Source organism: Terriglobia bacterium (genome assembly GCA_020073085.1).
In the GTDB taxonomy this organism is placed as follows: domain Bacteria; phylum Acidobacteriota; class Terriglobia; order JAIQFV01; family JAIQFV01; genus JAIQFV01.
In genome coordinates, this window is record JAIQFV010000006.1 from 110,768 (window position 1) to 126,198 (window position 15,431).

The window sequence follows — 15,431 nt, forward strand, 5'->3', positions numbered from 1 at the left end:
TCGAAACGACCTTATTCGAGTTGCAGGGAGAAATCAAGAAGAGAAGCAGGAAACCTCCTTACCCCTTCGCCGGTCCTCTAGTTTCTGAGAAATCTGTTTTTCACCAGGAATTCCATCAGGGCCGCATTGAAACGCTCCGGCGCTTCGAGCATGATGAAGTGTCCGACCCCATCCCACGCCTGATAATCCAAGTTGGGAATAAGCGATCGCATGAAGTGTTCGTTGTCTGGAGGGATGTAAGACGATTTGGAATAGATCCCCAAAACCGGAACGGAGATCGAATCCTGCCGCCAGATTTTGGGATCGGCCATCTGCTCTTGAGAGCTGACCAGCACGTTTTGCGGTGTGGTCAGTATCTTCGTCATGATTTCCTCGCGAAGCGAGGCGGGGGTCTGGGGCGTGAACAGAATCTCGAACGTCTGCCGCACGTGTTCCTTGTAGTTGGGGCCGCGCATGGGAGCCACCATCTTTTCCAGAAATTCCTTGGGATCGAATGGCCGAAGCGGCATATCCACAATGACCAGCGCCTTCGTCATCTTCGGGTACATTCGATAAAACTCCCGCGCCACCAGTCCTCCCATGCTGTTTCCCACGAGGATGGCTCGCCGCACGCCCGCGTCACGAAGCACCGCTCGAACCGAACTCGCGAATAAATTCTGGGTGTAGGCGATGAGCGGTTTGTCGCTCCGGCCGTGACCGGGAAGGTCGATCAGAATGACCCGCGTCTTCCCTTCAAAGGCCGGCACCTGGAAGCGCCAGAAACTTACATTGCCACCCCAGGGATGGATGAAGACCAGTGCTTCGCGCCCCGTACCATAACTCTCGTAATGCACGGCGATGCCCGCGAAAGTTGCGAAATGCGAGGCTTCATCGGTTATTGAATCCTTTGAGTTCTCTTTCGCCTTGGGTGCTTCATTCTGGACGCCCATGTTCTGGTCGGCCCGGACCACTCCCCCGGCCGAGATCATCAGGAGCAGGAGACCGCACAGTATATGACGGCCGAACAGGCCAAACGCACGACTGCTCATCCCTTGGAGTTTGTACATTGGCAAACCTCGAACCGTTTCATTCCACTTGCTGCAGATTCAGCGCAATTCTCACCCCGTTGACCAGCACGATACTCTGGTCGATCAATTCCTGATTGGTAATTTCCGCGTTCACAAATCGTCGAAGGGCCCTGAGCGGAGCCACAAACTCCGCAGCCTCGGACGAATGCACCGTCTTGGAGGTGAGGTCATTGAGAACCGTCACATCGAGGCCTGCAAAGTCAGCGTCCTCCGGGATCTTGTCGAGGATGGGTTTGAGTTGGGGGGCCAGGAACAAATCAAAACTCCGCGCCGCGCGCTTATAGATAGAGGTGCCCTCCATGTCGAAACTGGCGGGATTGCGAAGGGTCAGCTGAAGGAAGATCTTCTTTTGGAACACCACAAAAGAAGGCGGCGCGTATTCGACAAAATGAAATTTCGCCAGCCCATCCTTCGCCATCGCGTCGATCTGAGATTGGAATTTGGTCTGAAGTGCATCCACATCGGCCTGGGTTGGCGTTGCAGTGGAGGCGGGAACTGGATCAGTTCGCCCTCCCCCGGCCGGGCTTCCCAGGGTCAGTGTCCGGTAAACCCCTGCCTCGTCCCCGGTCTTGTCGCTCCCGCGAGAATCCTTGGAAGGAGCAATGAGCCCTTGGGCGGAAGCGAGAAGGGAGGGATTGACGGTGGTGTGATCACGAGTTTCCAGGTCAATCGAATCTCTCTGCCCCAGGGCGAGCACAAATTCCTTCCCATTGAGGTAAGTCTCAGACCGGGCCAGCGCCTCTTGCTTCAAGGTGCTCTCCTTGAGGACGGAGTAGCCAAGCGCGTCGGACCTCTCCATGACCAGAACAAAATTCTCCCTGCCCTCATACTCATATCCTTGGGCCCGTCGGCGGACATGGTAGGAGATCTCAAAACCAAAATGGTTGAACCCGTCCTGATTGGAAAAATAGGTTGGGAGGACTTGAAGAATGGGGGAGATGATTTCATCGAACACCCGATTCGCACGCTGGTTTGAGGTGAGGAGGTCGGCGCTGTAGGACGCGTTGTAGTTTCCAGTGACCTTCAATACGGCCCGGCCGTGAAAATTTACAAATTCCAACCCACGCTGGTCTGCCCCGACCTGCTCTTTGGGATCAAGTCCGGCATAGCGGTTCAGGGAGAATTCAAAGGGGAATTGAATCCTTCCGACGGCTCGTTTCATTTCGAGAAGTGACTTCATGTAAGTCTTCTCGAGAGCCTTGAGCTGAGGGTCCTTGATCTCTTCGGGACTCACCTGGCCATAAATGAACTGAGGGATAAACAAGAGGCACACCAGCACCCACATTGGACAAAGGTACTTCTGCCCGATTGACCCCGCAGTTCTTTTTGATTGCCCCCAAAATCCCCTCATCTTCTCCTCACTTGGTTGAACCTTCCTCCTTGGAGGTTTGTTTGACTGAGTACTGGGAGGCCGGCCGGGCCGGAGGATGATAAGGAGGCTGCGCCACTGCGCGGATGTAGGCGATGACGCCGTGAATTTCCTCTTGTGAGAGCGTTCGCCCCCAGGGGGGCATCATGGCGGATCTTCCCATGGCACTGCCCCCCAGCGTGATGATGTTCCGGAGGAATTCATCACTCAAGGGGTTCAGGATGGAGCCATCATTGATAAGTGAAGGGGTCGGGCTCACATTCGAGCGGTTTGAGGGGCCTGCCGGTGTCGTCTCGGCATGGCACCAGACGCATCTTTCATAGAATACACGTTTGCCCTGGGACTGTTCGAAACTCAGCGGGATGAGGTGATCCGGGTTTGTCCAGTCTCGCTCCACATCGTAAGCATTGATCGTGGGGTCAGTCGGGGAAGCGGAATTCTTTCCCCGGCAGGAACACTGGATCGCAAGAGCCGCAATGGCAAGTAGAACCAGCATCCCTTTCCACTTCATCGGCTGCCTCCGGGCGCGCCGCCTGTTCCGCGAGGGCCTTTAGTTTGGGGATTCTGCCTGAGGGTTGTCAAGTAGGCCGTCAGCGCCGTTATTTCCTCATCCGTGAAATCACGCCGGGGTTCGATAGCATCGGGAACAAGGGCCTGGGGATTTTTCAACCACGCGCTGATCCAGGCGGCATTCATCCAGTTCCCCACATTGTTGAGATTCGGTCCTACATATCCCCCGGACGCTCCGATGGTATGGCAAGATTGACATTGATATTTCACTTCATACAGCTGTTTGCCCAGATTTACCTTCTCGGGGGTAAATTCCTTGGAATTCACGCCGTCCGGATTCACTGAGGGGCTCTGGGTAACCATTCCGAGATAATCTGCCAGGATCGCAGCCTCTTCCTCAGTCATGCCGAACTGGGGCATCCGGAAGGTGAGCGCGGGGCGTAAGGTTTGCGGATTTTTCAGGAAAGCGATGAGCCAGGGTCGCTGCGCGCGGCTGCCTTCAAACGTAAGATCCGGCGCCAGGGTGCCGCCGAATCCGTTGAAGCGATGGCACACATAGCATTTGTAGCGTTCGTAGACCTCGCCGAATTTTCCGGCCGGGCGGAACTTTGCTTGGGGAGTCGGCACCACCAACTGGGCATATGCGGCCGTGGCCGGCTGGCCCGTCATGCTCAGCAACGCTGAGGTCAGGGCCTCCAGATCCTCGGGCTTGAGATGATATTGGGGCATGCGCGCCGCTGGATTTACAGAAACGGGATCGGCAATCTTTGTCCGGATATAGGCAACAAGCGTGTGGGGAATCTTTGCCTCGCCAAACAGCAATTGCGAAACCGTCTTGCTGCCCAGTTGGGAGAGGTCCGGACCGAAATCGGATTGCGGCTTCACCCCCTTGATGACGTGGCAACTGGCACAACCCTTTTCCACGAAAATCCGTTGTCCCAATTGAATCTCATCGGGGCGGGGGGGACCCAGTGACGGAAGGTTGCTCAACAGGTCCGGATCGGTCAGGTTCGATTGAATGTACCGGGTGACTTTGAAGAGATCTTCGTCGGTCCACTGGTATCGCGGCATCAGCGCATGAGGCAAGTATCCGCCCGGATTCCGCAGCCAGGCGGCCAGCCAGTCGCCGTTGACCTTGCTCCCGACCTTGGAGAGCTCGGGTCCAATGTCTCCGCCGATGAGTTTGGTCTCTCCGGCGCGCGTGACCGCCAGGGAGTGGCAGGTAACACAGAACATCTGACGGAAGCGCACTTCTCCCTGTTGCACGAGGTCGGGCTTCTTTTCCCAGGCCGCGATGACACGGGCATCAAATTTGTAGGGCTCGAGGGCCCGGCTCTTGAGCGAACTGAGATAACCCGAGAGGGCCCTGAGTTCCTGCTCGTTCAGCCGGAATTGGGGCATTCGGGGTTCTTCCTCATTTTCGTAGCCATTCACGACCACGTTGCCGTTGCTGTCCGTAATGGTGCGCGGTTCCTTGAGCCACTTGTAAATCCACTCCCGGCTGACCTTGTTGCCCACGTCGGTCAAGTCGGGGCCGATCATCGGCGGGCGCTCAATTCCTTGCAGACGATGACACCCCACGCAGTTGAGGTCCTCCAGGAGTTCGCGACCTCGATTAAGCTTTGGCGTGTCTGCAAGCTCGCCCCGATGGCAAACCCCGCATGAGGCCTGGATATAAGCCACGGGCAGAAGGGGTTGTTCCCACGCCAGGGTGGTTTGATGAGCTTCCTTCATTTCAGTGGCGAGGCCCTGCCCGCGATGACACACGACGCATCCCCACTCCTTCGCCCGGTGCGGGATCGTCGGATGACCCCGGAAAGGTTCGGGCACTGAGCTATCGACCAGGCTGGGTTGCGTGATGCCGAGGTGGCAAGTGGAGCAACGGTCCACTACATTCAGGTTTGGAATCCAGATCTGGTCGATCCCGGAATGAAAATCAGCCAGAAGCCTCTTCGTATCCGGACGAGTCTGGGCGAAGCGCACAAACTCCTTCTTGTATCGCTTCCATTGCTGGAGCAGATCCTTCAGGGGAGAGATGGCCAGGACCAGCAAAAAGACCACGCTTGTAATCGCAAACGCCAAACGAAGGCCCTTTGACGGTCTTCCCATTTCTTCGTAATTCATGCTATCTCCATGGCCAGACCCACGACCAACCGGGCCCACGGAAGAAGGTGCCGACCATAGTCAGGATGATGGCGACCGTGATGAACCAGGTCATCACCCACCAGGAAAGCGGCCGAGAACTTAAGAACTCCAGGAAGCGTCCACGTCCTGTCGCAGGAACGTAGGCGGTTAGAACAAGAGCGGAGATGACCACCGTCGGGATGATGACAGTCCACGCATGGTAAATCCCAAAAAAAACAAGCAGGACGACGACGCTGGCCAGGAGCAGGTTAAGGCGCTTTCGAGGGTGATTCGCCCAAAGCGGCTCACCCTGGATATTGACATTGAAATAAGGGATCACCACGAGAGCAACAACCACCAGTCCCGGGATGAGGACGCCGGCGACGATGGGGGGAAAGTAATGCAGCAACTCCTGCAATCCCAGGAAGTACCAGGGGGCCTTGGCGGGGTTCGGAGTCAACAGGGGGTTTGCCAGTTGCTCGAGGGGGGCATCCCAGAGAAGCGCGATCACCACCAGGACGATCGTCAGGATTTCGAAGGCAATCGCTTCTCGCAGGATGAGCTGGGGATACGACATCAGCTGCCGTCCGACCTCACCCTTCACCTTGGCCGAAGTTTTCTTCGTGATGAAGACAATACGGCGCGGTTCCTTCTGGGCGTCGGAACCAAAGCCGGCTTCGTATTTATTCTTCTCGCTCATGGTCCTCTTTTACGGTCAGGCCGCCATCCTTTTGAACCCGCCAGAGATGGATGGCAATCAACATCACGGCGGCGAGGGGCAGGATCACCACGTGAAGCACATAGAAACGCAAAAGGGCGTTCTCGCCAATTTGATGACCTCCGAGCAACAGGAAACGTATCGGCTGTCCCAAGAAGGGCACATAAGAAATGATGTTAGTCCCCACGGTAATGGCCCAGAAAGCCAACTGATCCCACGGCAACAGGTACCCGGTGTAGCTTAGAAAGAGAGTGATCAAGAGGAGCCCCACACCCACCACCCAGTTGAATTGGTGGGGTGGCTTATAACCGCCGCGGTAGAAAACATGGAACATGTGCCAGAAAACAGCAATTACCATCGCCTCGGCACCGAACCGGTGGAGATTGCGCAGGAACACGCCGTTGGAGACGACAAAACGGAGATCTTTCATGTCGCGATACGCCAGGGGCACGGCCGGATGGTAATAGAGCATCAACAGGATTCCGGTGACGGAGAGGAGCAGGAACAGAAAGAACGAAAAGGATCCAAGGTAGTAGGTCGCTCGGACACGCATGGACTTGTCGCGGACTTTAACCGGCAGGATATGCAGGAAGAGGCTGCCGAAGACGGCCAGGCTGCGGGTGCGATTCGTGCGGGCCGGGCCGCGTCGGAAAATAGATTTCCAGACACGAGTGCTCCTCAACTGATCGAGTGCGCGCTGCGCCGAAATCGTGATCATCGGTTTCCTCAGGCTTTCAAAACCTGCGTCTGCTGGACCGTCTCCAGCGTGTCCACGAGCAGATCGCCATCGGGAGTCAATCGGATGGCGAAATGGTTCAGGGGGCGAGGCGCGGGTCCTGCCTCGACCGACCCGTCGCGTTTGAATTTACTCCCGTGACAGGGGCAGGCGATCATATTGAGTTCCGGTTTCCACTGCGTGATGCAGCCGAGGTGAGTGCAAACAGCTGACTCCGCGTAAAAGCCCTCCGGCGTTCTGACGATATACACTTGTTGGTCGGGCAGATAGGTGACTGAATTCACCAGATAGTCATCCGGCGGACCGATTCGAAAGCTCGTGGGAGGTTCAAACAAAACGTTGGGGGACAGGTACCGTGTGGTCACCACGATCGATCCGATCCCTGCGACCCCCAGCGCCATTGCCGTAATTTCACTGAGAAAATTACGCCGGGTGGGCCCGGATACTTCTTCCGGCGGGTTCGGGACCTGCGCTCCGGTTGAATCCTTGGATTGGGTCACGGCTGGGACACCTCAAGTTCGATGATATCGGGATCGTGCTCGAACACCTCAAAGGCTTCCATGGTGATGGTCTGAACAGGGCACCGTTCCGCACACAGACCGCACCGGATACAAATGGTTTCATCTTTCATCATCATGGAGCCTTCGGAAGCCGGGAGATCCGTAGCGTTCAAATGCTGCAAGGTTCCTTCAAGTGACGGGGCTTCGGCGATGAGTCGTGCCTGGGTCTCGCCTGAAACTGCCAACTGGCTGAGCGGAACAAGCGTCAGGCAGTTCTCAGGGCACACATCCACGCAGCCGCCGCACAGAATGCACTCGGTTCCCTTTACTTCATTCCCTTCAAAGATGGTGTTGATCCAGCACTGGAGGCATCGCGACGCCTCCTGCTTCGCTTGCTCTTCGGTATAACCGCTCTCGACTTCCGTGATGCCCGTTCTCCGCTCCAGGGGGATCGTGGGGACGGGTAGACGGGAATACTCATCGTAGTTGCCGGCCATCTGGTGATGGTCGAGCACGGTGATTTGCACATACTTGGGTTTGGGCTTCCACTTCTCACCCTGCAGGTATCGGTCGATCTGTTCCGCGGCTTTCTTGCCGTCGGCGACGGCGCTGATAATCAAGCGTGGGCCGAAAGCGATGTCTCCGGCGGTAAAGATCCCCGGGGCGGTGGTCATCAGCGTCTCGGGATCAAACTTGATCGTCCCCTGGCGTGTCGTCTCGATCCTGTCCTCGGGGCGGAGAAAGGAAAGGTCCGAGGCCTGTCCGATGGCAAGGATGACGGTGTCACAGGAAATGATGCTTTCGGTTCCTTCCTCGAAAGTCGGGCTAAAACGATGCTGGGAGTCGAAGACCGAAGTGCAGTGGACCGTCTCAAGGCCGGTCACCTTGCCGTTCTGGCCCGTAAATCGCTTGGGCCCACGCGAAGGATGAATGGTCAGCCCCTCGCGCTCGGCCTCCTCGATCTCCTCTTCGAAGGCCGGCATCTCCTTGCGGGATTCAAGGCACACCATGTGGACCTCGAGGGCGCCCAGACGCAAAGCCGTCCGGGTAACGTCGGTCAACTCTTTCATGGCGACCTGCATCTCGCTGTCGCTCAAGCTGTCGGGCAGGAGTGATGACGTGAGGGTCTCCAGGGTTTGCTGCTGTTGCTGGCGCAGGGCAGACCGGGCGACATCGATGGCAACGTTGCCGCCCCCGATCACCGCCACCCGTTTGCCGATCGAAAACCGGTACCCGAGGTTGACATTCAGGAGGAAATCGACGCCTTTGATAACACCGTCCAGCTCGTGACCGGGGATCGGCAAGTCCCGGCTGCGATGCAGGCCGATGGCAAGCAGAACGGCTTTGAATCCCTCCGCGCGAAGATCCTGCAGCGAAAAATCGCCGAGCCGCGAGTTCAACCGGAGCTCGGGCCCGAGGTCAAGGATTTCCCGGATCTGCGCCTGCACTACGTCTCTCGGCAAGCGGTATTCGGGGATCCCCAGGTGAAGCATCCCCCCGGGAACAGATGACGCCTCAAAAATCGTGACCGCATATCCGAGTAACGCCAGGTCGTGAGCTGCGGAGAGGCCGGCGGGACCCGACCCGATCACCGCGACGCGCTCCGAATGAGTGACCTTGGGTTTGTCGGGAAACACATCGATGGGATTGCGCGATTCCGGGCCATAACGTTCGGTAACGAACCTCTTCAATGCGCGGATCGATATGGGAGAATCGAGCGCCCCCCGACGGCAGGCGGTTTCACAAGGATGGCCGCATACCCGGCCGCAGATCGACGCCAGGGGGTTGGGGCTGCGGGCGTAGCGGTAGGCCTCCTCGTACTTCCCCTGCGCTATCAAAGCCACGTAGCGGCCTGCCTGCGTATGAACCGGACAGGCCTGCATACAAGGGAAGTTCGATTCCAGCCAGTCCAGATCGACCAGTTTGGAACGGGATTCTCCCACGCGAACAATTCTCCTGGATCAAGATCTTCGGAGCACGTTATCAAACTTTGCCTTTCGGGCTCCTGCCCTCGAGGCCGCGAACTGCATCAACGATGTACCGTCAGGTTGACGGTGACGGCGCCGCTGGTGACCGTGACCGCCTGCGTCGTTGGCTTGCCCTCTTCACTCCAGGTCTTCAAAGTGTAATTGCCGGCGGGAACATCCTTGATTTCAAATTCGCCCTCCTTGCCCGTCACGGCAAAGTACGGGGTGGGAACCACCACTACATATCCCGACATCTCCGGATGGACGTTGCAAAGCAGCGGGGCCGCTCCCAGATCATTAAACGTGAATGTTTTTTTTACTCCCTGCGGCCAGGTCCCCAGGTTGAACGCCAGTTTCTTGTTCCCTCCGACCGAAGGCCAGTACACGTTGTGGCCCACGGAATCGCTATTGAGAAAATCAACAGGCGTTCCTTTGAGCACCACGACCACGTGCGGGACGAACGTCATCTTCTTCTGATCGATCACCACATGGGCGGTGGGTGCAGGGAAGGTTTTTCCGGGAATCTCATCGACGTACACCGCGATGGAAGCCGCCGAGCGCATCCCCTGGGCGGTCACTTTGCCCTGGATGTTTCCAGCGAAATTCGGCGCGGTCACGCTAAGCAAAAACACAAACAGGTACACGACGGACCAAATCCCCGGGGCTATCCGGTCTCTAAGGCATTTCATGATGGGCTCCAATGGTTGACTTCATGGGTTGAGCATCCTGTACGGAAACAATAACTGCTGGAAGCGGATCAGAAGGAATAGTCGATTCCCGCGACCGCTCCATTTGCGCGGAAAAACTGGCCGGCGTCACCCAAAGGTGTTTTCCAGCGGTGCTGGTACTCGAATACCATTTTGAGATTCGCGCGGATCAAGAACTGAACGCCGGGTGAAAAACGATTACGGGTGTCGTGCACGGACAACCCGTTCAAAGCATCGGTCGGCGAATTCACTGCATCGTACCGCATGATCCCGATGAGCCACGGATAGAACCAGTACTGCGCCTGGACAAACCCGCCGCTGAATGTCACGGGGGCACCGCGGTCGAGAGTAAAGGTGTCGGTGTTGGGGATCAGGTTGGAATCGTGGCCATACATTCCCAAACCATATAACTCGAAGTTCTGATGCTTGAAACGGAAGTCTCCTCCGACGCGATAGAAAGGCTCATGGATCGTTCCAAAATCCGGAAAGAGCGAACGATCGACATTCAAGGCATTCCGTCCATAGTAGTAGAAGGCCCCGATGCGAAGGGAGGTGTGATCATGGGGTCCGGTGGGACCGGAGGCTTGAACCTCCTTGCGGGTGCTGTGATCCCGGTCAAAGTTGAACTTCTGCGAAACTCGGACGTAAACATCCTTGGTATTGCGGGCGGCGGTTGAATCGTTCGATCCATTGAGAAACGAAACCGACCACGAAAAATTCCCGTCGTGAGGATAGCCGCCCAATTCGATTCCGCGCTGCGTGGCCGCGAACACGAAAGGGTTATCGGTGGAGCCTTGGACGCCGGCAACACTCGCCTGGTCATAAATGTCGTAATCCGTCGGATTGATCGTCCGGGCCTGGGTGAAGGGCAGGTCCAGTTCGAATTGACCAAAACGGATGTTAAGCGAATCCTTGGGCAGGTGAAAAAGTCGTCCGATATCGTTGGCCTTCAAGTAACCGTCCCCCAGGCCGCCGTCGGCTCCGGAACCCCCCGCCGAAATGTCGTCGTCGATCCAGAAGGAAAGACTGGGTCCGAGGCTGCCCGCGGCAATAATCGTAAAGGTATTCGGTGTAAATAAGTCCGTCCGGGGGAGGAAACCCAGCGATAACGGCTGCTTGCTGTTGTAGCTGGCAAAACCGGAATAACGGAATCCGATGGGAATGCTTCCCGGCAGTTCACCCGGATAAATCGCCTTGGGAAATGCCTGGCGTTGCGCCGCTGCCCCCAACAGGACGGGAGGCTCCTTCACAAAGGTGTCATCATCTTTGGGAAACTTAAAACCGTTCTTCTTGAAGGCCTCGCCGAAGTCGTTCAACTCTGGATAATTGTTGTGGCAGGTGGCACAGGATGTTTGATACTTGCGTGCAAACGCCGGGATGGCGTACGCGTTGGGAACCGGCCTCAAGAACAGATAAAATAAAGAAGTTCCCACCACGACGAAGGCCCCCGTCAAAAGACCGGTACCTAGCTTTCGATAACGAGACATAAAAACTCCTCCTTTGTATCGATCGAGGATTAAGGGTCTGATCGAACCTTGCTCGAGAGACATCGCTTTACCAAAGGCGACGGCTGGCTACATTACTGCGATGTAACAGGATTTCTGAGGAACCGTAGTATGAAAGAAGGAATGAAAACTCAGGCGATCGGGGGGGCTCGATCCGCCCTTGAAGCGAAAATCTGAAACGCTGGCGGGCAAGGCAAAGAAGGAATGCCGGTGACAAGAGAGTCTGAGGCCGGATCCGGGGAAACAGAGCCGGAAGGGGAGGCGTTCTCAAAACTTGACCACACGCAGGCCGCGCAATAGATCCCATCAGGACCCTGAAGCCGATGGCCAATCTCAGCCACGCGAGGAAGGGGTTGGGCAGGATTTGCCAGGGACTCCATCGAGAGTCGACACACGTGAAAATCGTCCGAGGCTGAGAGGACGGGAAACAACAGAAGAGCGATTGTAGCCAGGGCGAGAATGACACTCCCACGCCTTCTGCGAGAGGGGCTGGAGGTCACCCTGTCTCTGGCTGGCCGGCTCCCTTTCAATCCCGCCTCGAAATGCATAGTCGCGCGTCTAAAGTCAGGCAATGAGTTCTTCCATCCGATCAAGTCTCTTCTGTTTCCAATCGTTTGATGGTTGTGGTGAGCCATTCCCGCAGGACTTGCTCGAGGCGGTCTTTATCACGACTCTCCTGAAGTGACGCAATCGTATCTCCCGCGTCGTTCAATGGAATATGGTGGCAGGGCAACTCCCTTCCCGCGCGATCGGCCGGGACGAAATCCATGAGAAAACAGTGGTAACACGGCTCGCGCTCTTCTTCCTCGCGGCCGAAATTCAAGCAGGTGACTGAATCACGCAGATAAAGAGGTTCCACTCGTGGCGTACGGACGGACCGTCCATAACCGCCGTCCTGCAAAACGTTCAGTTCAAGTTTGAGTTTATCAACAATTTCAAGGCGTCGGAACTCATTCATGGCCGTTTCCCCGGAAACCCGGTCCCCCACTCGCTCCATGCATGGAGCGCTGGTCCAAACTTAATTTGCAGAGAGTTTTGCCAAGGCATCTGACCTGATTGTACCGAGAAACCGAAGAGATGTCTCAAATAAATTCACCCAGCCACCGCTCCATGTGTTCCTTCATCGGTTGGATCTCATACAATAAAGCGGTCCACAACGCGGATTCCCAAACCAGGGTTTTCTTGTTTGTGGGAAGTTCCTTGATCCACTCCAGGACTTTCTCTTGAAGGCGATCTCTGTCCCCCTTCTCCCTGATTGAGGCGATGGTTTCGCATGAACTATCCAGAGGGATATGGTGACAGGGAACTTTCTTAGCCTTGTGCTGGTCCGGGATGATTGGCCACAAAGAGCATCGGTCGCGTGTGCAAGCCCGGGCACGATCCTCACATCCCAAACTGGGAAAGGCTCTGACTGGGTTGGATTGATTCATCTCGTCCCTCCGCCAAACCAACGAATTCCATCATCCACCAAGTTTACGCAGGATATCTTAACCTTGACGGAACAAGCAATCCCTTTTCCATGATGGAATGAAACTCGACCGATCAGCGAGGCATGCGACCCAGTTTAACCTGAAAACAGAGAGAAATGGATGCTTCTTTAACTTTGCCATTATTTTCAAGGCATTAGAGGAGAGTCGATAATTCGCCCCAGGTTCATATCTTTCAAATTTCAGGTCCTCCAACCTAAGAACATGCGCTATAATCGAGCGTCATAGAATTCGACCACCGAAGGACCGTAACGTTCCGAATGTAACAGAACTGTTGCGCTGCAACGCCGGGCGCAAATCCAAAAGGCGGGAGACTCTTGTGCCGATGCTGATCAATTTGTTGCTTGGACTGGCGGCAGTTGCTGGCATTATTTGGGACATTTCGACCGGCCAAATCGGTTCCATGGATGGCAACTTCCTGGCCGTGGTTTGCCTGCTCCTGGCGATGATCTTCTTGGGCGGTTTCTTCTCCAGCGTTCGTGATGGAGACCTCAAGCAAATCTTGAAACGGAATCGGGACAAGGCTACTGACGGGACAGGATAATTGTCAAACCTTTTTTGCGGTTGTTGAAGATGTAGGTTCTTTGAACGTGGTCCACGCCGTCACCCACTTCGATTGAGATAGGGCTCAAAATCCAACCATGGAGAAGTGCGGAGCCAAGGAATTCTATAGAAGATGCGAAAACGATTATGACCTCGACGACCGCCCCGCCCCACATTGCCGGTGACTCTGACAAGGAAGAGTCGCAGGAATTTCCCCAGGGCGACCGATTCATCCTCCCGCTGGTTTCGCTCTCGTGGCGCGAACTGATCCGATTCTACCGGCAGAAACATCGAATCTTGGGCGCTTTGGGGACTCCCCTGGTGTTTTGGTTGTTGATCGGAACGGGACTGGGGGCATCCTTTCATCCGCCGGATTCGGTCATGTCCCGGGGGGCGACGGCCATCGAATATCTCTATCCCGGAACGCTGGTCTTGATTCTGCTGTTTACTTCGATATTCTCCACGATTTCGGTCATTGAAGATCGTCGTGAAGGGTTTCTTCAGTCGGTGCTGGTGGCGCCGGCCTCAACGGCCGCCATTGTACTTGGAAAGATTCTGGGGGGCACCGTCGTCGCGCTCTTGCAGGGGATTTTGTTCCTGTCCCTTGCCCCCTGGGTTGGGATCAAGGTCACGATAATTTCGGGGCTCGTCCTGGTGGCGCTGGTCTTCGTGATTTCATTCGGTTTGACGGCCTTAGGGTTGACCATGGCCTGGCGGATGCAATCCACTCAGGGGTTTCACGCCCTCATGAATCTGGTGCTGATCCCGTTGTGGTTATTGTCGGGGGCTTTTTTCCCCGCTGCCGGAGCCCCCCGCATCTTGAAATGGACCCTGAGATTGAATCCGATTTCCTATGCGGTGTCCTCATTGCGTCGAGGCCTCTATTGGAATACGGGGACTCCACTGGATGAACCCTCCATGGCCCTTTCCGTCATGGTGGTAAGCCTGTTCGCCCTCGTCCTTTTTGTCGCTGCAATCCGGATTGCGTCCGCAGAAACCGTGGGAGACCTGAAATGAGTATCGAGTTGTCGGGCGTTCGAAAGACCTTGATGGTGCTGGCGCTCGCGCTGGGCATTGGGATTCTAGGACTTGCTGTTTTTTCGTGGAGAGCTGCGGGGATCAGAGCGAATCCGGACCTTCCTGATTACGGCGCTGTTCCCCCCTTCTCTTTGACCGACCGAACTGAGCGGCCGGTGCGACTTTCTGATTTGCAGGGGAAAGTGTGGGTAGTCGATTTCATCTTCACCACCTGCCCCGGTCCGTGTCCGGTCATGACAAGCCAGATGAAACGGTTGCAGGACGAGTTGAAGGGGAGGCGTCAGGTGCAGCTCGTTTCGATTACCGTGGATCCGGAGACCGACACCCCGGCGGTCCTGTCGAGATACGCCGCCGCGGTTGGGGGGGATCCCGAGCGGTGGTACTTTCTAACAGGCCCTAAGAACGAGATTCGCGATCTGGCGAACCAGGGCCTCCATCTCGCCGTCGCTGAGAATCCGGATGCGGCAACGAATCCTGGCCAGGGAGCGATCATTCACAGCACCCGCTTTGTGCTGGTCGATGGCCGGGCACACATCCGTGGATATTTCGACAGCACCGACGAGCAGTCGCTCCGGGATCTGGTCCGGGGGATTGACCGGCTGCTGGGAGAAAAGTCCAATTGATTTCCATCACTGAACTGCCGGCCCTTAATGCCACCTTAAACGGAATCAGTGCGGCCCTTCTGGCGGGCGGGTTCCTCTCGATCCTGAATCGAAAGATCCTCCTCCATAAGATTTTCATGGTATCGGCCTTTTTCACGTCGACTGCGTTTTTGGTTTCCTATCTGACTTATCATGTTCACGTCGGTTCGGTGCATTTCAGGTATTTTGGTTGGATACGGCCGGTATACTTCAGTATCCTTCTCACTCACACGGTCCTGGCCGCCCTCATCGTTCCCCTGGTGCTGGTGACGCTGTCCCGTGCCCTGCGGGGGAAATATGAGAAACATAAAAAGATAGCGCGATGGACACTCCCCTTGTGGTTCTATGTCTCGGTGACGGGCGTCGTGATTTACTGGATGCTTTACCGGATGTGAGGTTTGTGGATTATTTGGAAAAGTAAGCAAGACGCATTAACGCAAAGGCGCAGGGGGCGCTGAATCTGTAAAGGACTGAATGCTGTTCTCGAGATTCTCCTCGCGCTCGGCGACTCCGCGTTGA

General features: G+C 56.1%; 15 protein-coding genes. 4 read left to right on the forward strand and 11 right to left on the reverse strand.

Annotated elements, in window-relative coordinates; genetic code table 11:
- Window positions 1–77 precede the first annotated feature (77 nt).
- The 11 genes from LAO21_08105 to LAO21_08155 form a co-directional block, all read right to left on the reverse strand.
- Window positions 78–1,046, reverse strand: a complete 969-nt coding sequence (locus tag LAO21_08105; GenBank protein MBZ5552666.1) for an alpha/beta hydrolase — start codon at window positions 1,044–1,046, stop codon at window positions 78–80.
- A 19-nt stretch (window positions 1,047–1,065) separates the two neighbouring features.
- A complete protein-coding gene (locus LAO21_08110; protein ID MBZ5552667.1) occupies window positions 1,066–2,352 on the reverse strand; it encodes a hypothetical protein in 1,287 nt (428 codons plus the stop codon).
- A gap of 73 nt (window positions 2,353–2,425) precedes the next feature.
- Window positions 2,426–2,947 (reverse strand): cytochrome c, encoded by a 522-nt coding sequence (locus LAO21_08115; protein ID MBZ5552668.1) that lies wholly within the window; start codon window positions 2,945–2,947, stop codon window positions 2,426–2,428.
- Window positions 2,944–5,070, reverse strand: a complete 2,127-nt coding sequence (locus LAO21_08120; GenBank protein MBZ5552669.1) for a c-type cytochrome — start codon at window positions 5,068–5,070, stop codon at window positions 2,944–2,946. The genes LAO21_08115 and LAO21_08120 overlap by 4 nt, the downstream gene beginning before the upstream one ends.
- A gap of 1 nt (window position 5,071) precedes the next feature.
- On the reverse strand, window positions 5,072–5,770 hold the full coding sequence (locus LAO21_08125; GenBank protein ID MBZ5552670.1) for a hypothetical protein: 699 nt from the start codon (window positions 5,768–5,770) through the stop codon (window positions 5,072–5,074).
- Window positions 5,754–6,506 (reverse strand): cytochrome b N-terminal domain-containing protein, encoded by a 753-nt coding sequence (locus LAO21_08130; protein MBZ5552671.1) that lies wholly within the window; start codon window positions 6,504–6,506, stop codon window positions 5,754–5,756. The genes LAO21_08125 and LAO21_08130 overlap by 17 nt, the downstream gene beginning before the upstream one ends.
- Window positions 6,507–6,514: 8 nt before the next feature.
- Window positions 6,515–7,024 carry a ubiquinol-cytochrome c reductase iron-sulfur subunit gene (locus LAO21_08135; protein ID MBZ5552672.1) on the reverse strand — a complete coding sequence of 170 codons (510 nt, stop codon included), beginning with the start codon at window positions 7,022–7,024 and terminating at the stop codon, window positions 6,515–6,517.
- Window positions 7,021–8,907: an FAD-dependent oxidoreductase gene (locus LAO21_08140; GenBank protein ID MBZ5552673.1), complete on the reverse strand. Its 1,887-nt coding sequence runs from the start codon at window positions 8,905–8,907 to the stop codon at window positions 7,021–7,023. Before LAO21_08140 ends, LAO21_08135 begins: the two co-directional genes overlap by 4 nt.
- A 146-nt stretch (window positions 8,908–9,053) precedes the next feature.
- Window positions 9,054–9,680: a hypothetical protein gene (locus tag LAO21_08145; GenBank protein MBZ5552674.1), complete on the reverse strand. Its 627-nt coding sequence runs from the start codon at window positions 9,678–9,680 to the stop codon at window positions 9,054–9,056.
- A gap of 68 nt (window positions 9,681–9,748) precedes the next feature.
- The gene (locus LAO21_08150; GenBank protein ID MBZ5552675.1) at window positions 9,749–11,185 is read right to left on the reverse strand and encodes a hypothetical protein; all 1,437 of its coding nucleotides are present in this window, start codon (window positions 11,183–11,185) and stop codon (window positions 9,749–9,751) included.
- A gap of 607 nt (window positions 11,186–11,792) precedes the next feature.
- Entirely contained in the window at window positions 11,793–12,161 is a 369-nt protein-coding gene (locus LAO21_08155) for a hypothetical protein (protein MBZ5552676.1), read from the reverse strand.
- Window positions 12,162–13,009: 848 nt separating this feature from the next.
- Here LAO21_08155 and LAO21_08160 point away from each other — a divergent pair.
- The 4 genes from LAO21_08160 (at window position 13,010) to LAO21_08175 (ending at window position 15,307) form a co-directional block, all read left to right on the forward strand.
- A complete protein-coding gene (locus LAO21_08160) occupies window positions 13,010–13,234 on the forward strand; it encodes a hypothetical protein (GenBank protein MBZ5552677.1) in 225 nt (74 codons plus the stop codon).
- A gap of 146 nt (window positions 13,235–13,380) precedes the next feature.
- Entirely contained in the window at window positions 13,381–14,250 is an 870-nt protein-coding gene (locus tag LAO21_08165; protein MBZ5552678.1) for an ABC transporter permease, read from the forward strand.
- Window positions 14,247–14,894, forward strand: coding sequence for an SCO family protein (locus LAO21_08170; GenBank protein MBZ5552679.1), 648 nt, complete (start codon window positions 14,247–14,249; stop codon window positions 14,892–14,894). The genes LAO21_08165 and LAO21_08170 overlap by 4 nt, the downstream gene beginning before the upstream one ends.
- Complete coding sequence (locus LAO21_08175; protein ID MBZ5552680.1) at window positions 14,894–15,307, forward strand: DUF420 domain-containing protein; 414 nt, start codon at window positions 14,894–14,896, stop codon at window positions 15,305–15,307. Before LAO21_08170 ends, LAO21_08175 begins: the two co-directional genes overlap by 1 nt.
- Window positions 15,308–15,431 lie beyond the last annotated feature (124 nt).